Origin of the sequence: Cellulomonas sp. McL0617, assembly GCF_049994875.1 — a bacterium.
GTDB lineage: Bacteria > Actinomycetota > Actinomycetes > Actinomycetales > Cellulomonadaceae > Cellulomonas.
This window is the reverse complement of record NZ_CP188256.1, coordinates 72,043-93,619: the sequence shown is the minus strand read 5'-3', so window position 1 is coordinate 93,619 and position 21,577 is coordinate 72,043. Positions and strand designations below refer to the sequence as shown.

General features: G+C 72.5%; 19 protein-coding genes. 6 read left to right on the top strand and 13 right to left on the bottom strand.

The window, feature by feature from the left end:
* Window positions 1-2: 2 nt before the first annotated feature.
* Window positions 3-1,544, bottom strand: coding sequence for an N-acyl-D-amino-acid deacylase family protein (locus tag ACPPVS_RS00470; RefSeq protein WP_426593959.1), 1,542 nt, complete (start codon window positions 1,542-1,544; stop codon window positions 3-5).
* A 126-nt stretch (window positions 1,545-1,670) separates the two neighbouring features.
* On the opposite strand from ACPPVS_RS00470, the gene ACPPVS_RS00465 reads away from it, so the two are divergent.
* Both ACPPVS_RS00465 and ACPPVS_RS00460 read left to right on the top strand, forming a co-directional pair.
* Window positions 1,671-2,108 (top strand): MarR family winged helix-turn-helix transcriptional regulator, encoded by a 438-nt coding sequence (locus ACPPVS_RS00465; protein ID WP_426593958.1) that lies wholly within the window; start codon window positions 1,671-1,673, stop codon window positions 2,106-2,108.
* Window positions 2,105-2,350: a hypothetical protein gene (locus ACPPVS_RS00460; protein ID WP_426593957.1), complete on the top strand. Its 246-nt coding sequence runs from the start codon at window positions 2,105-2,107 to the stop codon at window positions 2,348-2,350. The genes ACPPVS_RS00465 and ACPPVS_RS00460 overlap by 4 nt, the downstream gene beginning before the upstream one ends.
* Here ACPPVS_RS00460 and ACPPVS_RS00455 read toward each other — a convergent pair.
* The 3 genes from ACPPVS_RS00455 to ACPPVS_RS00445 form a co-directional block, all read right to left on the bottom strand.
* Window positions 2,331-3,056, bottom strand: a complete 726-nt coding sequence (locus ACPPVS_RS00455; RefSeq protein ID WP_426593956.1) for a M50 family metallopeptidase — start codon at window positions 3,054-3,056, stop codon at window positions 2,331-2,333. The genes ACPPVS_RS00460 and ACPPVS_RS00455 overlap by 20 nt on opposite strands.
* Complete coding sequence (locus tag ACPPVS_RS00450; protein WP_426593955.1) at window positions 3,053-3,757, bottom strand: DUF2993 domain-containing protein; 705 nt, start codon at window positions 3,755-3,757, stop codon at window positions 3,053-3,055. The genes ACPPVS_RS00455 and ACPPVS_RS00450 overlap by 4 nt, the downstream gene beginning before the upstream one ends.
* A 66-nt stretch (window positions 3,758-3,823) precedes the next feature.
* On the bottom strand, window positions 3,824-5,017 hold the full coding sequence (locus ACPPVS_RS00445) for a GmrSD restriction endonuclease domain-containing protein (protein WP_426593954.1): 1,194 nt from the start codon (window positions 5,015-5,017) through the stop codon (window positions 3,824-3,826).
* 115 nt (window positions 5,018-5,132) lie between these two features.
* Here ACPPVS_RS00445 and ACPPVS_RS00440 point away from each other — a divergent pair, with 115 nt between their 5' ends.
* Window positions 5,133-6,518 (top strand): multidrug effflux MFS transporter, encoded by a 1,386-nt coding sequence (locus ACPPVS_RS00440; RefSeq protein WP_426593953.1) that lies wholly within the window; start codon window positions 5,133-5,135, stop codon window positions 6,516-6,518.
* 85 nt (window positions 6,519-6,603) lie between these two features.
* Window positions 6,604-7,020, top strand: coding sequence for a hypothetical protein (locus ACPPVS_RS00435; RefSeq protein ID WP_426593952.1), 417 nt, complete (start codon window positions 6,604-6,606; stop codon window positions 7,018-7,020).
* Window positions 7,021-7,081: 61 nt separating this feature from the next.
* On the opposite strand, the gene ACPPVS_RS00430 is transcribed toward ACPPVS_RS00435, so the two are convergent.
* Genes ACPPVS_RS00430 through ACPPVS_RS00420 form a run of 3 tightly spaced genes read right to left on the bottom strand, consistent with a single transcriptional unit; the run spans window position 7,082 to window position 11,656 of the window.
* Window positions 7,082-10,126 (bottom strand): AAA family ATPase, encoded by a 3,045-nt coding sequence (locus ACPPVS_RS00430; protein WP_426593951.1) that lies wholly within the window; start codon window positions 10,124-10,126, stop codon window positions 7,082-7,084.
* Window positions 10,126-11,274: an exonuclease SbcCD subunit D gene (locus ACPPVS_RS00425; protein ID WP_426593950.1), complete on the bottom strand. Its 1,149-nt coding sequence runs from the start codon at window positions 11,272-11,274 to the stop codon at window positions 10,126-10,128. Before ACPPVS_RS00425 ends, ACPPVS_RS00430 begins: the two co-directional genes overlap by 1 nt.
* 55 nt (window positions 11,275-11,329) lie before the next feature.
* Window positions 11,330-11,656, bottom strand: a complete 327-nt coding sequence (locus ACPPVS_RS00420; RefSeq protein ID WP_426593949.1) for an STAS domain-containing protein — start codon at window positions 11,654-11,656, stop codon at window positions 11,330-11,332.
* 102 nt (window positions 11,657-11,758) lie between these two features.
* Here ACPPVS_RS00420 and ACPPVS_RS00415 point away from each other — a divergent pair, with 102 nt between their 5' ends.
* A complete protein-coding gene (locus ACPPVS_RS00415) occupies window positions 11,759-12,151 on the top strand; it encodes a PPOX class F420-dependent oxidoreductase (protein ID WP_426593948.1) in 393 nt (130 codons plus the stop codon).
* A 19-nt stretch (window positions 12,152-12,170) separates the two neighbouring features.
* On the opposite strand, the gene ACPPVS_RS00410 is transcribed toward ACPPVS_RS00415, so the two are convergent.
* The 3 genes from ACPPVS_RS00410 to ACPPVS_RS00400 all read right to left on the bottom strand — a co-directional run bounded on the left by ACPPVS_RS00410 (window position 12,171) and on the right by ACPPVS_RS00400 (window position 14,722).
* Window positions 12,171-12,584, bottom strand: coding sequence for a hypothetical protein (locus ACPPVS_RS00410; protein WP_426593947.1), 414 nt, complete (start codon window positions 12,582-12,584; stop codon window positions 12,171-12,173).
* A 14-nt stretch (window positions 12,585-12,598) separates the two neighbouring features.
* Window positions 12,599-14,119 carry an eCIS core domain-containing protein gene (locus ACPPVS_RS00405; RefSeq protein WP_426593946.1) on the bottom strand — a complete coding sequence of 507 codons (1,521 nt, stop codon included), beginning with the start codon at window positions 14,117-14,119 and terminating at the stop codon, window positions 12,599-12,601.
* 117 nt (window positions 14,120-14,236) lie between these two features.
* Window positions 14,237-14,722, bottom strand: coding sequence for an aminoacyl-tRNA deacylase (locus ACPPVS_RS00400; protein WP_426593945.1), 486 nt, complete (start codon window positions 14,720-14,722; stop codon window positions 14,237-14,239).
* A 102-nt stretch (window positions 14,723-14,824) separates the two neighbouring features.
* On the opposite strand from ACPPVS_RS00400, the gene hrpA reads away from it, so the two are divergent.
* A complete protein-coding gene (gene hrpA, locus ACPPVS_RS00395; protein ID WP_426593944.1) occupies window positions 14,825-18,940 on the top strand; it encodes an ATP-dependent RNA helicase HrpA in 4,116 nt (1,371 codons plus the stop codon).
* Between the two features lie 24 nt (window positions 18,941-18,964).
* Here the strand turns inward: hrpA and ACPPVS_RS00390 are convergent, their stop codons facing one another.
* The 3 genes from ACPPVS_RS00390 to ACPPVS_RS00380 all read right to left on the bottom strand — a co-directional run bounded on the left by ACPPVS_RS00390 (window position 18,965) and on the right by ACPPVS_RS00380 (window position 21,559).
* Window positions 18,965-19,795 (bottom strand): hypothetical protein, encoded by an 831-nt coding sequence (locus ACPPVS_RS00390; protein ID WP_426593943.1) that lies wholly within the window; start codon window positions 19,793-19,795, stop codon window positions 18,965-18,967.
* A gap of 85 nt (window positions 19,796-19,880) precedes the next feature.
* Window positions 19,881-20,660, bottom strand: a complete 780-nt coding sequence (locus ACPPVS_RS00385; protein WP_426593942.1) for an ABC transporter permease — start codon at window positions 20,658-20,660, stop codon at window positions 19,881-19,883.
* A complete protein-coding gene (locus tag ACPPVS_RS00380; protein ID WP_426593941.1) occupies window positions 20,660-21,559 on the bottom strand; it encodes an ATP-binding cassette domain-containing protein in 900 nt (299 codons plus the stop codon). The genes ACPPVS_RS00385 and ACPPVS_RS00380 overlap by 1 nt, the downstream gene beginning before the upstream one ends.
* Window positions 21,560-21,577 lie beyond the last annotated feature (18 nt).

Genomic DNA, 21,577 nt, shown 5'->3' with positions numbered 1-21,577 from the left:
GATCACCGAGGACGCCCGGGCAGCGCCCCCGTCAGACCGCCGTCTCGGAGCACCGGCACGCCGTTCACCAGCACCGCCTGGACACCCGTCGCCAGCGTGCGCGGCTCGTCGTACGTGGCCCGGTCGATGACGTTCGCCGGGTCGAGGAGCACGAGGTCCGCCCGGCCGCCCGGCCGCACGGTCCCGCGGTCGGTGAACCCGAACCGCCGCGCGGCGGTCGTCGACAGGTGCGCGGGCGCCTCCGGCCAGGACCAGTCGGCCAGCTCGCGCGTGTGCTCGCCGAGGTAGCGCGCGAACGTGCCCCAGCCGCGGGGGTGCGGACGGGCTCCGAGGTACAGCCCGTCGGAACCGGCGCAGTGCACCGGGTGCTGGGCGAGCTCACGCATCGAGTGCTCGGTGGCGCCCGGCGGGAACCCGAACACGCACCCGACCTGCAGCTTCGTCTCGACGAGCAGGTGCAGGGCGGCCTCCGTCGGGCTCATGGCCAGCCGTGCGGCGACCCCCAGCAGGGGAAGGCCCTCGGCCCACTCGAAGCCGGGCGCCCACGACACGGTCACCCGCGGCCACTCGTCGTCACGCGGAGGCAGCATCGCCCGGACGGCCGGGTCCTGGAGCATCGCGAGCGTCCGGTCGGCATCGGCCAGCGGCAGCCAGGCCGGGAGGGCCACGAGCGCGAGGATCGACGAGCCCTTGAGGTACGGGTAGGAGTCGAACGTGACGTCGAGTCCCTCGTCGAGCGCGGCGTCGACCATCGGGCCGAGCACCTCGGAAGGCCCGTGGAAGTGCGAGACGTGCGTGCCCACGCCCGTCGCCCGTGCCAGGTCGAGCAGCTCCTCGAGCGCACCCGGCGCCCGGTCCTCGTAGCCGCGCATGTGCGAGACGTGCGGCCGGCCCCTCGACGACAGCACTCGGCACAGGGCCACGAGCTCGTCACGGTCGGCCGAGAGCGCGGGGGCGTACTCCAGACCCGTCGACATCCCGCACGCGCCCTCGTCGAGACCCTGCTCGAGCAGCCGCACCATGGCGGCGACCTCGTCGGGGGAGGCCGAACGGTCGTCGCTGCCCATGACCGCGTACCGCACCGTCCCGTGCGGGACCAGGTAGGCCGTGTTGAGCGTCGTCGTGCCGTCGTAGGTGGCCAGCAGCTCGCCGACGCCGCCCCCGCGGAACGTCGGGTGGGTGCCGTTGATCGCCGCGAAGTAGCGCTCGGCGTACTCGGTGGCACCCGAGCCCGGAGGCGACGGCGCGAACGACACCCCGTCCTGGCCGAGCACCGCCGTCGTGATCCCCTGGTGGGTCATGGCCGCCTGCGCGTCGGGGTCCAGCACCAGCGCGTCGACGTGCACGTGCGTGTCGATGAAGCCCGGCATCACCAGCTGGCCGCCGGCATCGATCACGTCGGCGCCCTGGATCTGCAGGTCCGGGCCGATCTCGACGACACGGTCGCCGGCCACGCGCACCTCGGCCCGTAGGAGGTCGCCGCCGACGCCGTCGGCCAGCAGGCCACCACGGATCAGCACCGGTCGCGTCAGCTCACCGCTCATCGCCGTCCTCCCTCGAACCCGGGCACGATCATGCCCGCACGCGTGCCCGAGCGCGGGGAGGCGACGTGGGACGACGTGGAACGCATCGGGATTGACGATGGATCCGGCCGGCGGGAGCGTGGGCGCATGACGGGTGCCGAGCAGTTCGCGAGGGAGTTCGAGGACGCCTTCCAGCAGGCGTACCTGCGCTTCCACCGCAGGGACGGCAAGCGTGCGCAGATGTCCGGGGCGTCGCGGGCCGTGCTCCTGCACCTCGCGCACGCGGGCCCGTTGACCGTCGGCGAGGCCGCGCAGCACCTGGACCGTGCACAGTCGGTGGTCAGTGACATCGTGACGCAGCTCGAGTCCAAAGCCCTGCTGGAACGGGAGCCCGACCCGGAGGACCGTCGGCGCACCCTCGTCTGGCTGACGCCGCAGGGGTTCGACGCCCTGGACCGCGAACGCCAGGTCCTGTCCACCGAGCTGCTCGCCCGCGCGGGCTCCCGGATGACCGCCGACGAGCGCGCCGCCCTCGTCGGCGGACTCACAGCCCTGATCCACGCCAACGAGAGGGAGGAACCATGACCGACCACCACTGCGAGAGCTGCGGGATGCCCGTCGAGACGGGCCGCTACTGCGTGCACTGCACGGATGCCGACGGCAACCTGCAGGCATTCGAGGAGCGGTTCGAGCGGATGGTCAGCTGGCAGGCACGCCGCGAACCCGCCGCGAGCCGCAAACAGCTCGAGGCCGAGACCCTGGACCACATGGCCACGCTGCCGGCGTGGAAGGACCACCCGCGGGTGGTCAGCCGACCTGCAGGTTGACCAGCCACGCCGCGCCGAGCGCCAGCGCGGCCGCGCAGCAGACGAACAGGATGCCGACCCACAGGCCACCGGGCGTGTGGGTCAGGCGTCCGAGCAGGCCGGCATCCGAGGTGTCGGCCGCTCCACGGCGTCGTCGACGCTGGGCCTGCATCTCGATCACCGCGCGGGGTGCGCCGAGCAGCAGGAACCACGTGACCAGGTAGGCGAACACGAGCTGCACCTGCGACGAACCCCAGAACGTCACGACGACCACCAGCGCACCCGTGACCAGCACGGACCACAGCCCGTACCAGTTGCGGATCTGCACGAGCACCAGCACGAGCACCACGAGCAGCAGCCACAGCATGGCGACCGCGTACCCACGCGACAGCAGGAACGCCGCCCCGAGCCCGAGGATCGCGGGACCGGTGTACCCCGCGGCGGCCGTCGCGACCATGCCGGGCCCGCGAGGCTTGCCCGACGAGACCGTCAGACCCGAGGTGTCCGAGTGGACCTTGATCCCCGAGAGGCGTCTGCCGACGAGCACCGCGACCCCCGCGTGGAACGCCTCGTGGACGATCGTCAGGCCGTGCCGCGCGAGGTGCCAGGCCACCGGCACGACGAGGACCGCGAGCACGGCGACCGCGGTTCCGACGACCACGGCCGTTGACGGCACGGGTTGCGGCGTGGTCGCGTTGGACCACGCGTCGCCGATCCAGGAGCTCACGGGGCCTGCGTGGGGATGGCGACGTCCGTACCCGTGGCCGTGATGCGGACGCCGTCGTCGACCACCTCGGCGGCCGACAGGGTGATGCCCTCGGGCAGACCGGCCTTGACCGGGATCTCGATGTTGTCGAGCTTGCTGGCGAGTGCCTTCGGGAGCGAGTCGACGCTCACCGACACCCCACCGATCGCGATGTCGTGCACGTCGACCAGCAGCTTGCCGTCCTGGACGCTCGGCACCAGGCCCGCCGACAACGTCACGCCGAGCACCTTGCCGGTCGCCTTGAGCGTGTCGCCGTCGACGCTCGTGGTGATGTCGAGCTTCGTCTGGTCGGCGATGATCTTGTCGATCGAGGCCGTCGGCAGCGTCGCCTTGATGGTGGCCGAGCCGGCCGTGTAGGGCTCCGACGTGGTGACGTCCTTGGCATCGATCGTCACGTCCGTCGCGGGGATGCCCTCGATGCTGACACCGTCGACCTGCCCGGACACGTCGTCGAGACTGCCTCTGATCACCTGCGTGAGGAACGGGAAGCCACCGATGTCGACGGTCGGCGTGCCGACGACGCCGTCGAGGTTGAGCTCGATCGCCTGGACAGCGCGCTTCTCGACCGTCGACGCCACGACGCGGTCCGCGACGAACGCCCCGCCGACCGCCAGCACCACCGCGCCGATCACGATGCCCGCGATCACCGGTCCCTTGCTCATGCCTGCCGTCCACGCGTAGTCACGGGTTCACCGTAGGGGGTGCGACCCCGGCAGGCACGCGCCGGTCTACTCGCAGCCGATGCCGTCGCCGTCCCCGTCAAGACGCGGTGCGTACCCCGGGTCACCCCGGTGCACGGGTGCGGCCCCGGCGGCCCGGGCCGCGTCGCAGTTCTTGTAGTAGACGTCGGGCGCCGGGGTGGCGGGAGCCGGTGCGGCAGGTGCTGGGTCCGGCGCTGCAGGCACGGGCTCCACGACGACGGGCGGCGGGACCGTCGATGCCGTCGGCAGCGGCTCGTTCGGGCACGTCGACAAGACACGCACCATCGCGTCGCGCTCCGCGGCGGTGACCCAGAGGCCGTACGAGTACTTCACGCCGACCTGCCGGGCGACATAGGCGCACCGGAACGCCTTGTTCGGCGGCAACCACGTCGCGGCGTCGCCGTCGCCCTTCTGCGTGTTCAGCGGGCCGTCGACGGCCAGCAGGTTCAGCGGGTCGTTGCCGAAGGTCTCGCGGCGGGTCAGGTCCCACGCCTGCGCGCCCTTCTGCCAGGCGTCGGACAAGGCCACGACGTGATCGATCTGGACGGCAGACGAGGTCTCCTCACCCCGCACGAAGGCGATCGCCCGGCCCGAGTACGGGTCCTGCAGGGTCCCGGTCGCGACGACGCAGTCCTGGGTGCCGGGCTTGAGCACGATCGCGGTCAGGTCGCGCCGCAGGATGTCGTTGCGGGTGTCGCACCCGTTGCGGTCCACGTCCTTCCACGCCGGGCCGAACTGGTCGCGGTCGTAGCCCGTCTTCGGCGCGCGGCCCTTGACCTCGAGCAGCGCCACCGCGGCGAGAGCTGTCTGCGGGGTGGCCGACGCCTGCACCGACGCGACGTCGGCGGTCGGCGTCGGCTCCGGGACTGCGTCGGCGGTCGACGCAACCGTCGGTCCCACCGCCGCGGTGGTCGGTACAGCCTTCGGGGTCGAGGCCGCCGCCGAACCGACGACGAGCCCCACCAACCCGCACGCAAGCAGGAGCACCGCGCCGCGGCGCCGCATCGGGCCGAGCCACGACCGCTTTCGGACCAGCGCCCACAGGGCCGTCGCGGCCAGGTAGAGCGACGCCCCGAGCACCGCCCCGCCCCAGCCGTCGGCAAACCCGCTCAGCGCGAAGAGACCGAACCCGGCCGCACCGGCGATGCGCCACGGTCCCCAGCCGGCCCGCGTGGGATCCGTGGGCTCGGTGGGCCGAGCGCCCGATTCGTGATTTGTCACCTACCAGTATCGGCATCCCGCGACCCGGCATGACCCGTAGGGCGCAGATCACAGTCCGTCCCGAGGCGTGGACACCTCGGGAAGAGGGCCGCGGCCCGCGGCGGTTGCAGCCCACATGGCCCGGATCCCCGCGGCGCGCGTGAGCGCCGGCTTCGTCCTCCTGCTCTCGGCGCTGACCGCCGTCGGCCCGCTGACCTTCGACACCTACCTCGCCGCGTTCCCGCAGATCGCCGCGGACCTGAACGCCCCGGCCGCGGCCGTGCAGCTGACCATCGCGGCGTCGCTGGCCGGGCTCGCGCTCGGCCAGCTGACCATCGGGTCGATCTCCGACGCCTTCGGACGGCGTCGACCGTTGCTGGCCGGGCTGGGTGTCTACGTCGTGGTCTCGGTCGCCCTGTCGGTCACCGACAACATCACCGTGTTCACGGGTCTGCGGTTCGTGCAGGGGTTCAGCGCGGCCGCCGGCATGGTCCTGTCGATGGCGATCGTCCGCGACCGGTACGAGGGACTGGCGGTCTCGAAGGTGATGGCCCGGCTCATGCTCGTGGTCGGTGTCGCGCCGATCCTCGCCCCGACCATCGGTGCCCAGCTGCTGCGGTTCGGCTCGTGGCGGCTCATCTTCGTGTTCCTGGCGGTCGTCGGCGCGACCCTGCTCGTCGTCGCGACCTTCGCGCTCAAGGAGAGCCTGCCGATCGAGCTGCGCCGAACCGGCGGCACGCGCGCCGCGCTGCGCACGTACCGCGACCTGCTCACCGACCTCCCCTTCCTCGGCCTGGCGCTGATGTCCGCGTTCTACCTGGGCGCGATGTTCACCTACGTCGCGTCGTCGACGTTCGTGTTCCAGGACGGCTTCGGCATGAGCGCCCAGCAGTTCGGCTGGGTGTTCGCCGGCGGCGCCGTCGCCATCACCGTCGGCTCGCAGATCAACGGCGCGCTGGTCGGCCGGTTCACGCCCGAGCAGGTGCTCAGCGGCATCGTCCTGGTCGGGCTGGTGCTCTCGATGTCACTCTTCGCGACGACCCTCGCCGACGGACCGCTCTGGCTCGTCGTGACCCTGCTGATCCTGACACTCGGCACCGCGGGCTTCGTCCTGCCGTCCGCACCGGCCATCGCCCTGGCCACCAACCCCCACCGCGCCGGTTCCGCGGCCGCGCTCCTCGGCGCCCTGCAGTTCGGGCTCGGCGCCCTGATCGCCCCGCTCACCAGCATCGGCGGCACACCCACCGCAGAGACGATGGCCGGCGTCATGGCCGGCACGATCCTGGTCTCCGCGGTGCTCCTGCTCGGCGTCCGTCGCTCTTGGCGGCGCGTCCCGAACGCCGTGTCCGTCGAGGCCGACCACGCCGTCAGCCCGGCCCAGACGGACGCCCGGATCCCCGTCGCGGCGTCGGTCACGGTCTCCGCGCGACGGTCAACGGCGAGCGCCTCCGGCCTCGGGCGGAGGCGTGCCGATGGCAGTGCACGCACCGACGAGCCGGACGCGGTGCCGTGCCCAGGGTGATCCTTCAACTCGATTGGCAAATGGTGTGGCGCAGGTCACAGTCGGCGACATAACCTGAGCCCAAGTGCACGATGAAGGACGCTCCATGACGCTGGCGATCTTGGTCTTCCTCTTCTTCGTCCCGGCTCTCGTCTTCCGGCTGGCCTGGGGCTTCGTCGCCACGCCCGAGCAGGTGCCGCGGTGGCAGCGGGCGCTGGCGGGCTGGCTGGAGCGCATCGCGGCGCACCTGCGCCGGCAGCACCCCCCGGTGTACGACCCGTTCACGACGCTGCACGTGCAGTCGCGGCTCGGCAAGGTCGCCGACCACATGCGCGAGCTCGAGGCAGACCCACACACGTACGCCCGCGCCGAACGGCTCATCGCCTCCGGGCTCGCCTACGACCAGCTGCTGGCCGAGGCGTGCAAGCTTGCCGGCGTCGAGGTGGAGCCGCACCCGAAGGGCGACGGCGCCGAACGCTTCCGCGAAGAGACGGAGCTGGCCTCCCGCGGCTGGGCCTGGTAGCTCAACGGGCCGCCAGGTCCGGGTGTTGCCCATCAGCACCGACTGGGCGCGTCGCCCCGGCTCAACCTGCCCGGACCGTGAGCGTGCTCGGACCCTCCGCCGTCGGACGGATCTCGATGCGGTCGGCGATCGACTGCTTGAGCGTCTCGACGTGCGACACCACCCCGACCACCCGTCCGCCCGCGCGCAGCCGGCCCAGCTCGGCCAGCACCTGGTCGAGGGTGTGCGCGTCGAGCGACCCGAACCCTTCATCGACGAACAGGGTCCCGAGGTCGATCCCACCCGCCTCGGCGGTCACCACGTCCGCCATGCCGAGCGCCAGGCACAACGACACGTAGAACGTCTCGCCCCCGGACAGCTGCCGCGGGTCCTGCGGACGCCCGGTCCGGTGGTCGAGGACCCGCATCGCCAGGCCCGTGTTCCGTGCGCGGACGTCCTCCTTCTCGTCGCTGCGCTCGAGCTCGAACCGTCCGTCCGACACCAGGAGCAGCCGGTCGTTCGCGGCCGCGACCACGTCCTCGAACCGGCGCATGAGCACGAAGGTGGCGAGCGAGAGACTGCGCACGTTGTCGCTCCCGCCGCCCGCGGCAAGGTCGGCCAGCCGCGAGACGGGTCCCGCCTGCTCGATCCGTTCGGCGAGCACCCCGGCCGCAGCCACGACACCCTCGCCCGCGGCGGCGGCGGCGCCGGCTCGCTCGGCGGAAACCCGGGCGGCGCCGGAGGCCTCCTCGGTCTCGCGTCGCGCCACCGACTCGGCAGATCGGGCCGTCTCGACGTCGACCACCAGGTCGTCAGGCAGGGCGACGATCGACGGCTCGGCCAGCCCCGCCGTGACCCGGTCCAGCTCGGACGCGTAGGCGGTGACGACCCGTTCCAGCTCGGCCAGCACGGCAGGCTCGGCAAGGGCCTCCCGGGCCGCCGGTGCCGACTCGAACCCGTGCTCGGACAGCGCGTCGGCCAGCTCGACCTCACGCCGGCGCACCTCGTCCCGCACGGTCGACCGCTCGCCGAGCGCCTCCAGCACGGCTTCTGCAGCCGCGGCCCGTTCCACCATCTCGGCGTGCCGCGCGGCGACCGTGGGATGTCCGTCGCGGGCCGTCACGACTTCGGCCTCCGCTCTGCCCAGGTCGTGCAGCGTGACGTCGAAGGTGGCCGTGTCGCCGGCCTGCTGGGCGACCGCGGCCGCGCGCCGAGACTCACGCGCACGCGTCTGTTCGTCGAACCCGTCGAGCAGCGGCGCGAGCCGCACGACCTCGACCTCGGCCGCCTCCGCCTCGGTCGCGGCGGTACGGGCCTGCGCCAGAGCCGCGTCGGCACCGGCGCGATCGACGTCCCCGACGCGTGCGCGGACCGTGTCCACCCGTTCCTGCAAGGCACCGACCTTCGCACCGGCGGCGACCAGCACGGCCTCCGCACGCGCGCGCTCGCCCTCGGCCACGTCGACCTGCGCGGCCGAGACATGGTCGGCACCCAGCGGTGCGCGGTCGGGGTGCTCACCCGACCCGCAGACCGGGCACGGGTCGCCGTCCACCAGTCCCGCGGCGATCTCCCCGGCGAGGCCGGCGATCCGCGCCCGCCGCAGAGCGCTCTCGTGCTCGTGCGCCGACATCGCCAAGGTCGCGGCCGCGGCGTGCGTCTCGACGGCGACCGCGAGCATGTCCTGCGACGAATCCAGCTCGGTGTGCGCAGCAACCAGCTCCGAGGCGGCCCGGACCGCCGCCGACCGGTCTCCCCGCAGCCCGGCAAGAGCGCGCGCAGACTCGAGCGCGTCATGCAAGGTCGCTCGAGCGGCGGGCCGGGCCGCCAGCCAGACGTCGTCGACCGCGATCGCGTCACCGAGATCGTCCAGGGCCGCACGCGCCGCCCGGACCGCACGGCGACGCTGCTCCAGACCGGCCTCGACGTCGACCAGCCGTGCCAGGGTTGCTGCCGTCGCCTCCGCGAGCCTTCCTGCCGCCCGAACGTGGGTACGGAGCGACGCGCCCGGGGCGTCCGCGATGTCCGACGGCGCCGCGTCCAGCGCCGCGAGGACCCCCTTCTCCGCGGCGTCGAGCGCGGTCAGCGCCCGGTCGAGCCCGACCAGCAACGGCCGGACGGCCTGCGCGGCCCGCGCCCGGTCGAGCTTGGTCACGGCCTCCTGGTGCAGGTCCGCGGACGCCTCGAGCTCGGCCCGGCGTCCGCGCAACCGGTCGCGCGTGGCCAGCAGCTCCGCCACCCGACGAGCGTCGTCGAGCAGTCGGCGGGTCTCGCCCCAGGCCGCCTCGGCATGTCCCGCCGCCGTCCGCGCCGAATCGGCGAGCAACGAGAGGCGTGCGGTCGTCACGCTCACCACGTCGGAGACAGACTGCACGAGAGCCGCCGACGCGATGGCGTCGTCGACTGCGACGCGCACGGACGCGCCCTCCTCGGGCGTCAACCGCGCCGCGCCGACCAGCTGCGCGGCGCCCGAGCGCACCTGGACCCGCGCCTCGTCGGTGCCGCGGTCGCTCTCGCGCCGCATCTCCGCCAGCCGCTTCTGCAGTCGCTCGTAGACCTCCGTGCCGAAGATCTTCTGCAGCAGGTCCTTGCGGTCCTCGGGCTTGGCGCGCAGGAAGTGGGCGAACTCGCCTTGAGGCAGGACGATCGTCTGCACGAACTGCGTCCGGTCGAGCCCGACCACCCGCTGGAGCTCGGCGCCGATCTCGTCGAGACGTGAACCGAGCGGCACGCCGATCCCGTCGAGAGCGTCCAGGTCCGCGTCCGCGGGGAGCCGCCACGCCTTGACCGACGCCTGCGCCGGCGTCGTCCCAGGGCCCCGGCGCTTGGCGCGCTGGTAGGCGGGTGTGCGGCGCACGCGGTACAGCCCCGACGGCACCTCGAACACGAGGTCGACGACGCTCTCCACGTCGTCGGCGGCGTAGGCGGAGCGGAGCCGGTCCTCGCTGGCCTCGGCCGACGCGACCTTGCCGTACAGCGCGAACACGATCGCGTCGATCACGGTCGACTTGCCGGACCCCGTGGGGCCCTCGAGCAGGAACAGCCCACCCTGCGCCAGCGCGCCGAAGTCGATCGTGTGCCGGCCCGCGAACGGCCCGATCGCCTGCAGCGTCAAGGAGCGCAGATGCATCAGGCGCTCTTCTCCACGTCGACGTCCGCGACGTCCTCGTACGCGCGGCGCAGCACGGCCACCTCGGCGGGCGTCGGCCCGCGGCCGGTGACGTGCGCGAGGAAGTCGGCCGCGACGTCGAGCGGGTCGTGCGCCGCGGTCACGACCGACGGCCGCGGCCGCCCAGCCACCGCAGCGGGTACGTGCTGGACCACGAGCGCGTGCCGGAAGCGCGCGCGGACCCGGCGGAACAGGTCCTGCGGGCGGTGCGCGTCGGTCACCGTCACGCGGACCCAGTCGTCGGCGTGCCGCTCGTCGGCGAGCAGCTGGTCCAGCGTCCCCGACACGTCCGCCAGCCGGCGCGGAACGGGTGCCGCGATCAGCTCGGTGGACACCGACGGACCGGACAGGTCCACCAGGGCGGTCGACTTGGCGTGGTGCTGCTCCGAGAACGAGTAGGCGAGCGGCGAACCGCTGTATCGCAGCACCGTGCCCGCCGGCCCGGTGATCTTCTGCGGCCCGTGCAGGTGCCCGAGCGCCACGTAGTCCGCGCCCGCGAACACCCCCGCCGGCACGTGGTCCACGCCCCCGACGCGGATGTCCCGCTCGGACTCGGTCGGCTCGCCGCCCAGGACGAACGCGTGCGCGGCGACCACCACGCGCGCCGGACCCCGGGACGCCGAGTCCGCCCGGATGCGCCGCATCGCCGCCGCCGTCACCGCCTCGTGCGAGCGCGGCAGCAGCCGGTCCGGCGACTCGGCCAGGTCGACCCGCGCGAAGTCAGGGTCGAGGTACGGGATCCCGTACACCAGGACCTGGTCGGACAGCACGACCGGCGAGGCCAGGCCGGCGACACGCGTGCGGAGCCGCACGGACTCCTTCATCAGGCCCGCACCGAAGCCCAGCCGGGTGGCCGAGTCGTGGTTGCCCGACGTGACGATGACGGTGGCGTGCTCGGCGAGCTGCGCGAGGGTCTCCGAGAGCAGCGTCACGGCCTCGACCGGGGGGATCGCACGGTCGTACACGTCCCCGGCGACGACCACCGCGTCGACGTCCTGCGAGCGCACGACGTCGACCAGGTGCGCGAGGTACGCCGCCTGGTGGTCGAGCAGATCGACCCCGTGCAGCATCCGGCCCAGGTGCCAGTCCGACGTGTGCAGCAACCGCATGCGGCGAACGTAGACCCGCCCACCGACATCGCCCGCGGGACGTGCCGGTGGCGCCTCAGACCGGCAGCTCGCCGCCCAGCCCGATGAGCTCGAGCACATCCGTCAGCACCCGGTGCGGGTCGCGCAGGGAGACGGCGATGCCCGCCTCGGCCGCTGCCCGGGACAGCTGGAGCACGAACGCGAGCCCCGTGGAGTCGATGAACGTCGCGAGCGTCGTGTCGATGACCACGGGCGACCCGGTGACCAGCGCCTGACCCATCGAGGCGCTGGCATCGTCGCGCAGGGCACCGTCGATCTCGCCCACCAGGACGATCACCGTGCCGCAGTCCTGCGCCTCGACGCGGATCGCGCCGGCCGCCGCGGAGTGCTCGATCAGCTCCATCGCCTGTTGAGCTCCCTTGAAGGTTGTTGGTGGATCGTTGACCTTACCTGGGGAACGCAAGGCACGCGCGCGAGGTTCCCGTGTGCGGGTTAGCGTCGGAGCATGGCCATCACCGAGCTGCCCGCCAGCCACGCCGACCTCCTCGAACGCCCCACCTTCGCGCACCTGGCGACCGTCGCGCCGGACGGGTCGCCGCACAGCAGCGTCATGTGGTTCGTCTGGGACGGCGAGGTCCTGCGCTTCACGCACACGACCAGCCGCCAGAAGTTCAAGAACATCGCCCACGAACCGCGGGTCGCGATCTCGATCGCCGACCCCGACGACCCGTACCGCTCGCTGGAGGTCCGTGGGATCGTCGAGAAGACCGAGCCGGACGACGAGGTCGCGAGCTTCTACCAGTCGCTGCAGAAGCGGTACGGCGAGAGCTACGAGATCAAGGACGCCCACAAGCGCGTGATCCTGACGGTCCGCCCGACGACGTACGTCACGAAGTAGGCCGGCCGACGAGGGTCCGTCACTGGTTGAACGCGGGTGGCTCGACGTAGATCTCGCGCGTGTAGTCCTCGAACGAGGTGGGCGGGAAGATCTCGACGAACGCGACCTGACCGTTCTCCTCGGACCAGGCGATGCCGTCCTCGGCAACGACGTGCAGACGGGCCGTCTTGCCCTGCCGGGACCGCAGGTGGTCGCCGTCCGACCCGACCGCGGCGACGAGGTCTGCGTGGTCCAGACCGGCGGGCAGCGCTGCCCCGCCGACGTAGACGAGCGCGAGGGTGTCCCCGCGCACGAACAGGCGGCTGCCGTCGGGCCCGTCGATGACGTCGAGATCCCTCAGGCCCTGGTAGCCAGTGACCTTCTCGCGCCCGTCGGCGTCCGCGTGGAGGGCGGACGCGGCGGTGGACAGGTCTGCGCCCCGGAGCAGGAGCACGTCGCCGAGAGTTCTCACTTCACCGCCCCGGTCAGTTCCTTGACGCCGGTCGGTGCAGGTTCGGAACCCGTTCCGGACGCGGCGGTGTCGACGACCTTCGTCGTGACCTCGGGAGTCCACTTCGCCATCGCCGCGGCGAGGATGGCCTCGCGCTTCGGGCACGCCGCCTTGAGCTTGGGCCGGTTGACGAAGTAGAGCGCCACGGACTCTGCCAGGTCCTCCGCCGCATTCGTGTGGGCGTAGGCGGTCGGCGGGTCCTCCGCGGACGCCTTCCCGCTCGCCGAGGTCTTGTCGGTCCAGTACTCGAGGCCCGTGACCCAGTCGTCGATCAGGAGTGGTTCGACGACGGCGTGGGACATCTCGTGGATCGCGTTGGCCTCGAGGGTCGTCTTGTTGTCGGCCGCCGTCGCACCCTCCTTGACGTACCGGTCGTCCGTCATGTCGGTGACCGTGTCGGTGAGTGCGACGTTGCTGTGCGCCGGGAAGTACTCACCCATCGTCTGGTCCACCGGCTGGCCCGGGGTGATCGACGACTTCACGCGCCCGATCGTGGTCACACCCTGCGCCTTGGCGCCCAGCGCCGGGTTCTTCGCTCGCTGCTGGCCGAGGAGTGGGCCCAGGTGCACAGCTGCGGCATGCAGGGCGCGCAGCTCCTTGAGCTGCCAGGTCGAGGTCGAGACCTGCGCGAGCACCTCAGCGGTCACCCAGGGCGTGTACAGCGCCCTGATCGCGGTGACCGCCGTCGGGGAGGACAGGTCGATGCCGTACCTGGTGGCGAGCTCCTCGAGGATCTTGCGCGCCTCCGCCTCTTCGACGTCGTCCTTGACGTCTACGGACTCGGTGTCGCCCTTGCCCATCTTCACGATCTTGCGACGCAGCACGGCACTGCCGGTGCCGAGCGCGGCATGCCGCCGGAGCGGATCGAGGCCCCTGCCACGCACCGGCGCGACCTCGGGGCCGGCCTCGGACGCATGGAGCCGAAGTCGCGCCAACGTGGTGTCCGCGATCGCGTCCGCCTGCGCTTCGGCCGGATCGGCAGCGAGCCCGATCACCGGGCCCTGTCCGGAGACGGAACGCTGAACCCCGGTCTCCTGCTGCGCGACGTGGGCGAGCTCGTGCGCCAGCAGGTGCTGCCCGCCCGACGTGCCCGGGGAGTACGCGCCCTGCGTGAAGTAGACGTCGTTGCCGTGGGTGAACGCGGTGGCCTGGAGCGACCTCGAGATCTGGTCGGCCTCCGGGTCCGTGTGGATGCGCACCGCGCTGAGGTCCGCACCCATCGCGTCGCCGAACGAGGTGGCGACCTGCCCCGGCAGCGGTGACCCGCCCCCCGACCGGCGCGCCAACACCTCGGCCGTGTCGGTCGGGGCCTCGGTCCCGCCCAGCACGTCGGTGCCGGCGCCGGCCCGTCGGAGCGTCAGCCCGGAGACGCCGACAGCCGCTGCCCCCGCTGTGGCCGCCGGTGCGACCGCCACCTGCGCGGCGGGTGCGGGGCTCGGGGCCACGGCCGGGACGTGTGTCGAGCCGTCGTCACTCACGAGCTTCCCCCTGACTACCGCCACGCCGTCCTCGCAGGGCGAGAACCGATCATTGGCGGGTCAATCGATCATGGCGGCCCCCGACGCACCGCACAAGGCTCCTCATCCGGTCGCGCGCTACTCCGGTTCGGTCACGTCCGAGACCGTTGCGTTGAGTGCCTTGACCAGCTCGGCGCCGTCCACGTTCGCCGCGACGCCGTGCGCGCCGCCGCCGATCGACACGCTGCGTAGCGGGACGCGGGAGTCGGCGACCACGGGCCACTCGACCAGCGACCCGAAGGGCGTGATCGTCCCGCGCACGTAACCCGTCACCTCGCGCGCGGTGTCGGCGTCCGGCATCGACAGCCGCGTCACGCCGAGCAGCGCCCGAAGCTTGGGCCACGAGATCGTGCGGTCGCCCGGCACGAGGACGAACAGGAAGTCGTCGTCGCCGCGTCGCACCACGATCGTCTTGATGATGCCCGCGGGGTCGATCCCGCGGGCCTCGGCGGCCTCCTGGAGCGACGACACCGGCCCGTGCCGCGTGATCTCGAACGGGATCTCGGACGCCTCGAGGGCGGCGACCGCCCGGCGCTCGCCCTCGCTGGCGTCGTTGTCGGTCATGCCTGTCACTGTAGAGCGCAGGTGTCGCCGGACCTGGGAGGTCGTTGGCCCTCGGAGAATCCCCGCGCGGTCGACGGTCCACGCCTGAGATGATCGACAGTCGTGAGCACGCCGTCCCCCGCCCCCGCTGGCCCGTCCGGGTCCGGGCGGCGGCGACCCCCGAGACGGCGCAGGCCACAGAACCCGAACCAGAACCGGAGCGCGCGTGCCGACGAGGGCCGCGCCGCCGCCCGGCGACTGCGCGCCGTCGAGGTCCGGCGGGCCGTCGTCGTCCCGCCCATCACGTTCCCCGAGCAGCTGCCCGTCAGTGCTCGTCGCGACGAGATCGCCGCCGCCATCCGCGACCACCAGGTGGTCGTCGTCGCGGGTGAGACCGGGTCCGGCAAGACGACGCAGATCCCGAAGATCGCCCTGACGCTGGGCCGTGGGCGCGACGGCCAGATCGGGCACACGCAGCCCCGGCGGATCGCGGCGCGCAGCGTTGCGGAGCGGATCAACGAGGAGATCGCGGGCGACGCGCCCTTGGGCGGGATCGTCGGCTACCAGGTGCGGTTCACGGACACGTCGTCGGAGGAGACCTTGGTCAAGGTCATGACCGACGGCATCCTGCTCGCGCAGATCCAGCGCGACCCGATGCTGCGGGCCTACGACACCCTGATCATCGACGAGGCCCACGAGCGGTCGCTGAACATCGACTTCATCCTCGGCTACCTCACGCGGCTGCTGCCGCAGCGTCCGGACCTCAAGGTCGTCATCACGTCCGCGACGATCGACTCGGACCGGTTCGCGCGGCACTTCGCCGGCCCCGACGGGACGCCCGCGCCCGTCGTCGAGGTCACCGGGCGCACGTTCCCCGTCGAGATCCGGTATCGGCCGCTCACGCCGGAGCTCGTCGAGGGGCAGCGCAAGAAGGAGGACCGCGACCCGATGACGGCGATCGCGGAGGCCGTCGACGAGCTCATGCTCGAGGGGCCGGGCGACATCCTGGTGTTCCTGTCGGGCGAGCGGGAGATCCGCGACGCGGAGGACACGCTGCGATCCAGCCTGGTCACCGACCCGCGGCTCCCGGGTGCGGTCGAGCTGCTCCCGCTCTACAGCCGGCTGTCCGCCGCCGAGCAGCACCGCGTGTTCGAGCGGCACCAGACCCGGCGCGTCGTCCTGTCCACCAACGTGGCCGAGACGTCCCTGACCGTGCCGGGCATCCGCTACGTGATCGACCCGGGTACCGCCCGCATCTCGCGGTTCTCCAAGGCCACCAAGGTGCAGCGGCTGCCCATCGAGCCGATCTCCCAGGCGTCGGCCAACCAACGCTCGGGCCGGTGCGGGCGCGTCGCGGACGGCATCGCGATCCGGCTCTACTCGGAGGAGGACTTCGAGTCGCGCCCGGAGTACACCGAGCCCGAGATCCTGCGCACGTCGCTCGCGTCCGTGATCCTGCAGATGATCGCCGTCGGCGTGGCGGCGACGCCCGAGGAGATCGGCGAGTTCCCGTTCGTCGACCCGCCCGACACGCGCGCCGTCCGCGACGGCGTCCAGCTGCTGACCGAGCTCGGGGCGCTCGACGGCGCACGCCTCACGGAGACCGGCCGCGCACTGGCTCAGCTCCCGATGGACCCACGACTGGCACGGATGATCGTCGAGGGCGGCCGGCGCAACGTCGCGCGCGAGGTCATGATCATCGCGGCCGCGCTGTCCATCCAGGACCCCCGCGAACGCCCGGCAGAGGAGCGCGAGAAGGCCGACCTGTCGCACAGCCGGTTCGCCGACCCGACGAGCGACCTGCTCACCTACCTGAACCTGTGGCAGTACCTGAAGGACCAGCAGCGCGACCTGTCCGGCTCGGCGTTCCGCCGTCAGGTGCGCTCGGAGTACCTCAACTACCTGCGCATCCGCGAGTGGCAGGACGTGGTCACGCAGCTGCGCGAGCTGGCCAAGCCGCTGGGGATCGTCGTCAATGCTCCCGGGAAGCAGATGGAGGAGGACGGGCTCAGGCTCACCTGGGACGGCGACCGCATCCACGTCGCGATCCTGGCGGGCCTGCTGAGCCAGATCGGCATGCAGGAGGCGACGGAGGTCGCGGCGCCGGGCGCAGGGCGGCGACCGCCGAACAAGCGCCCGCGCAACGAGTACCTCGGCGCCCGCGGCGCACGGTTCGCGATCTTCCCCGGGTCGGGCCTTGCCCGGAAGCCCCCGGCCTGGGTCATGGCCGCCGAGCTCGTCGAGACGAGCCGCCTGTGGGGTCGCGACGTCGCACGCATCCAGCCCGAGTGGGCCGAGGAGATCGGCGCGCACCTGGTCAAAAGGACCTACTCCGAGCCCGCCTGGTCGACCAAGCAGGGCGCCGCGACCGCGTTCGAGCGCGTCCTGCTCTACGGCGTCCCGATCGTCACCAACCGGCGCGTCCTGTACGCGAAGGTCGACCCCGAGCACGCCCGCGAGCTGTTCGTCCGGCACGCGCTGGTGCAGGGCGAGTGGACCACGCACCACCAGTTCTTCCACGAGAACCGACGGCTCCTCGCCGAGGCGGAGGGCCTGGAGGCCCGGGCCCGACGACGAGACCTCGTGGTCGACGACGACACGCTCTTCGCGTTCTACGACGAACGCATCCCGGCCGACGTCGTCTCCGCCCGCCACTTCGACCAGTGGTGGAAGACCACGCGCCGCGTCGACCCCGACCTCCTGAGCTTCACGCGCGAGCTGCTGGTCGGTTCCGCCGACGTCATCGACGAGTCCGCGTTCCCGTCGCGCTGGCCGCAGGGCGACCTGAGCCTGCCGCTGACCTACCAGTTCGAGCCTGGTACAGAAGCGGACGGCGTGACTGTACACATCCCACTGACCACGCTCGCCCGGCTGACCCCCGACGGCTTCGGCTGGATGGTCCCGGGCCTGCGCGAGGAGCTGATCACCGCGACCATCCGGTCGCTGCCCAAGCCCGTGCGCGTCCAGCTGGTCCCGGCGCCCGACGTCGCGCGGTCGGTGCACGAGTGGATGACCGCGAACACGGCCGACTGGGAGGACACCGTCCGAGCGGGCGACGCGGCCCCGTCGTTCCGAGCGGTGTTCCGACGAGCGGTCCACGCCCTGCGCGACGTCGACGTGCCCGACGACGCGTTCGACGACGCCCGCCTACCGGCGCACCTGCGCGTGACGTTCCGGGTGGTCGGCGATCGTGGGGGAGTGGTCGACGAGGGCAAGGACCTGCAGGTGCTGCAACGGCGGCTCGCGAAGCAGACGCAGACCGCCGTCGACGACGCGGTGCGCACCGCCGTCCGCGCAGCGATGGACGAGGCGCGGGCGTCCGGAACGGCACCGGCTCCCACGCCCACCGCCGTTGCCGGAACCCCCGCGACCGTCGTCGCCAAGCCCCTGGTCTCCCTCGACCGCACCGGCCTTCGCACCTGGCCCGCCGACCTGCCCGAGCTGCCCGAGGTCCTCGAGGCGGGACCGGTCCGTGCCTACCCGACGCTCGTCGAGGAGGCGGGCGGCGCGGTCGCGGTCCGTTCGCTGGCCGACGAGTCCCAGCGACCGGCCACGGCTCATCGTGGGCTCCGACGGCTCCTCCTGCTGGACGTCGGCCTCGCGACCGCCCGCATCACGAGCCGCTGGACCGGCACGCAGGCGCTGACGCTGGCGTCGAGCCCGTACCGGACGACGGACGCACTGGTCGCCGACGTCCAGCTCGCCGCGATCGACCGGCTGATCGGGGCGACGCGCGAGGTCCGCGACGCCCCGACCTACGCGTCGGTCCGCACGACGGTCCGCGACGGGCTCGAGGACACGGTCCACGCGATCGTCGGCGACCTGGTGGCCGTCCTGACCGCGGACCGCGAGCTCGACGCCGAGATCCGCGCGCGGTCCAGCCTCGCGCTGCTGGCGACCGCGCAGGACATCCGCTCCCAGGCCCAGCGGCTCGTGCACGAGGGGTTCGTGAGCGAGGTCGGCGCCGACCGGCTGCCCCATCTCGTGCGCTACCTGCGGGCCGCGAAGCACCGGCTGGTCAAGGCCGCGGAGAACCCTCAGCGCGACGCCGACCTGGCCTGGCAGGTGCAGGACGTCGAGGCGGACTTCGACGACGCCGCCGACAAGGGCCAACCGGTCGACGACCTCCGCTGGCAGCTCGAGGAGCTCCGCGTCAGCCTGTTCGCCCAGCAGCTCGGCACGCCCGCACCGGTCTCTGCGACGCGGATCAAGAAGGCGCTGGGCGCCCGGACGACGTGAGGGACGACGCGGTCGGGTCGGCGATCACTGCGGCTCGACGGGTCCGTCCGCCGGGTCACCCGCGACCAGGTCCCCGCAGGTCACCTTCTGCGCCGTGGTGACCACCGGGTCCGTCGACGCCGCACCCGTCGCCACCTGCGCGGGCGACCCGTTCGTCGCGTGGCGCGCGTCCGCGTCGAGCGTCACGAACGTCCGCGTGACCGTATACGTGCCGTCGGCAGCGGTCACCGCGTTCAACCCGGCCAGGTCCAGGTCCGTCCCCGAGCAGCCGACGCCCGTACCGACGCCCGCGAACCCCCGGTCGAACGTGTATGGCTGGCCCTGCGCGTTGGCGACCGTCTGCACCTGGCACTGCGCGAGCGAGTAGACGAACGCCTCCCGGCCCAGGTCCACGAGAGCGATCGGCAGCTTGTCGGTCTGCACCAGGTTGACCACGGCCGAGGCCGGAACCGGGCTGGCCGAGACGATGGCGATCGAGAACGTCGCGCCCGACGCCGTGGTGATGCCGAACCGGCGGTCGGCCCCGGGGCTGATCCACGCCGTGTCCGACCTGCCGTCGCCGTCGATGTCGACCACCTCGACCTCGTGGGCGCCGGTGGGGACGGCCACCCCGTTGGGGGCACAACCGGCGACGGCGGACGGGCTCGAGCTCTGGGTGGTCGTCGTGGGCTCGGGCGCCGGCGACGCGGAGGGGGTGGGGGACGGGCTCGCGACGGGCTCGTCGGTAGACCCGTCGCCCCGCACGACCAGCACGACGATGACGACGATCGCGATCGCGAGCAGCACCGCCAGCGTGACGATCAGGCCGCGGCGCGGCGCGCGCTCCGGCGAGGGAACCTCCGGCGGCGTCGTCATGCGTCGTGTCTAGCGAACATCCACCCACGGCGCAGCCGGACGGTCCGGCGATCCGCCCGGACCGCCGGACCTCGTCGCAAAAGCTCTACCGCGACCGGCGGAACAGCAGCCCCGCCGAGACGCGACCGACCAGGAGGATGCCGAGGCACCAGAGCACGGCGGACGGCCACGACGACCCGACCGGCTGGCCCAGGAGCAGCCCGCGCAGGGTGTCCGAGAGCGGCGTGATCGGGTTGTAGGTCGCGATGTCCTGCAGCACCGACGGCATGGTGTCCGGTGGCACGAACGCGGAGGACACGTACGGGATGAACAAGATCAGGAACGTGAACCCGCTGGCCGCCTCGGGCCCGGACGCGACTGTGCCGATGGCCACCGCGACCCAGGTCAGCGCCAGCACGTACAGGGCGATGAGCGCCAGCGCCGCCACCCAGTCGACGGCCGACGCCGACGGGGAGAAGCCGACGACGAACGCGATGCCGATGACCAGGGCGGTCGAGACCGCGTTGCGGACCATGGACGCCACCACGTGACCGGTCAGCACGCCGGTGGGCCGGATGGGCAGGGACCGGAACCGGTCGATGATGCCGCCGGTCATGTCCGTGGCGACGTCCACCGCCGTGTTGGCGGACCCGTACCCCGCGGTGAGCAGGATGATCCCGGGCACGACGAAGTCCACGTAGTCCATGCCGGCGTCCAGGGCCCCACCGAACACGTAGACGAACATCAGCAGGAGCATCACGGGCAGCAGGACCGCGAGCAGGATCGTGTCGAGCTGCCGCAGGGACCGGCGGACCGACCGCCAGATCAGGCTCGTCGTGTCGTGGACGCCCCAGCCGAGGGCGGGGGGTGGCGTGACGGTGGTCATCAGGACTCCTGGGTGGCGAGGGCGAGCTCTTCAGTGGGGTGGCCCGTGAGGGTCAGGAAGACGTCGTCGAGGGTGGGGGAGCGGACCTCCCAGCTGTCGACCGCGATTCCGCGGCTCTCGACGTCCGAGAGGATGCGCCGGACGTCCGGCACGGACCCGTCGGTGGCGATCCGCTCGTGCACCCCGTCGCGCAGGAACAGGGACACGTGCGCGGACCCGACCGCCCGCTTGAGCTCGGGTGCCGTGCCGTTCGCGATGACCGCCCCGCGGTCGATGACGGTGATCCGGTCCGCCAGCTGGTCGGCCTCCTCGAGGTACTGCGTGGTCAGCAGCACGGTGGTCCCCGTCGCGACGACGTCCCGGATGACGTCCCACAGCCCGTTCCGGCTGCGCGGGTCGAGCCCCGTGGTGGGTTCGTCGAGGAACACGACCTGCGGACGAGCGAGCAGACCGACCGCCAGGTCGAGCCGTCGGCGCATGCCCCCGGAGTAGGTCTTGACCACCCGGCGGCCGGCGTCGGTGAGGTCGAACAGCTGCAAGAGCTCGTCGCTCCGGGTGCGGACCTCCCGCTTGCCCAGGTGCGCCAGGCGGGCCATCAGCCGCAGGTTCTCGACCCCTGTCAGCAGCTCGTCGACGGCCGCGAACTGCCCGGTGAGGCTGATCGCCCCGCGGACCTCCGCGGCCTGGGTGACCACGTTCTTGCCGGCGACGTAGGCGGTGCCCGCGTCGGGTTTGAGCAGCGTGGCCAGGATGCGGACGGTCGTGGTCTTGCCGGCCCCGTTGGGACCGAGCAGGGCGAGCACCTCGCCGGGGGCGACGTCGAGGTCGACGCCGTCCAGCACGGTGAGGTCGCCGTAGGACTTGCGCAGCCCCCGGGCGACGACGACGGGTGCGTTCATCGGATTCCCCTGTTCTGT

What these genes read in the sequence shown, in the direction of transcription:
- ACPPVS_RS00390 (WP_426593943.1), bottom strand. Translation starts at nt 19,795, where the DNA reads ATGACGACGCCGCCGGAGGTTCCCTCGCCGGAGCGCGCGCCGCGCCGC.
- ACPPVS_RS00425 (WP_426593950.1), bottom strand. Translation starts at nt 11,274, where the DNA reads ATGCGGTTGCTGCACACGTCGGACTGGCACCTGGGCCGGATGCTGCAC.
- ACPPVS_RS00450 (WP_426593955.1), bottom strand. Translation starts at nt 3,757, where the DNA reads ATGAGCAAGGGACCGGTGATCGCGGGCATCGTGATCGGCGCGGTGGTG.
- ACPPVS_RS00400 (WP_426593945.1), bottom strand. Translation starts at nt 14,722, where the DNA reads ATGACCGACAACGACGCCAGCGAGGGCGAGCGCCGGGCGGTCGCCGCC.
- ACPPVS_RS00420 (WP_426593949.1), bottom strand. Translation starts at nt 11,656, where the DNA reads ATGGAGCTGATCGAGCACTCCGCGGCGGCCGGCGCGATCCGCGTCGAG.
- ACPPVS_RS00430 (WP_426593951.1), bottom strand. Translation starts at nt 10,126, where the DNA reads ATGCATCTGCGCTCCTTGACGCTGCAGGCGATCGGGCCGTTCGCGGGC.
- ACPPVS_RS00415 (WP_426593948.1), top strand. Translation starts at nt 11,759, where the DNA reads ATGGCCATCACCGAGCTGCCCGCCAGCCACGCCGACCTCCTCGAACGC.
- ACPPVS_RS00380 (WP_426593941.1), bottom strand. Translation starts at nt 21,559, where the DNA reads ATGAACGCACCCGTCGTCGTCGCCCGGGGGCTGCGCAAGTCCTACGGC.
- ACPPVS_RS00435 (WP_426593952.1), top strand. Translation starts at nt 6,604, where the DNA reads ATGACGCTGGCGATCTTGGTCTTCCTCTTCTTCGTCCCGGCTCTCGTC.
- ACPPVS_RS00470 (WP_426593959.1), bottom strand. Translation starts at nt 1,544, where the DNA reads ATGAGCGGTGAGCTGACGCGACCGGTGCTGATCCGTGGTGGCCTGCTG.
- ACPPVS_RS00465 (WP_426593958.1), top strand. Translation starts at nt 1,671, where the DNA reads ATGACGGGTGCCGAGCAGTTCGCGAGGGAGTTCGAGGACGCCTTCCAG.
- ACPPVS_RS00460 (WP_426593957.1), top strand. Translation starts at nt 2,105, where the DNA reads ATGACCGACCACCACTGCGAGAGCTGCGGGATGCCCGTCGAGACGGGC.
- ACPPVS_RS00440 (WP_426593953.1), top strand. Translation starts at nt 5,133, where the DNA reads ATGGCCCGGATCCCCGCGGCGCGCGTGAGCGCCGGCTTCGTCCTCCTG.
- ACPPVS_RS00385 (WP_426593942.1), bottom strand. Translation starts at nt 20,660, where the DNA reads ATGACCACCGTCACGCCACCCCCCGCCCTCGGCTGGGGCGTCCACGAC.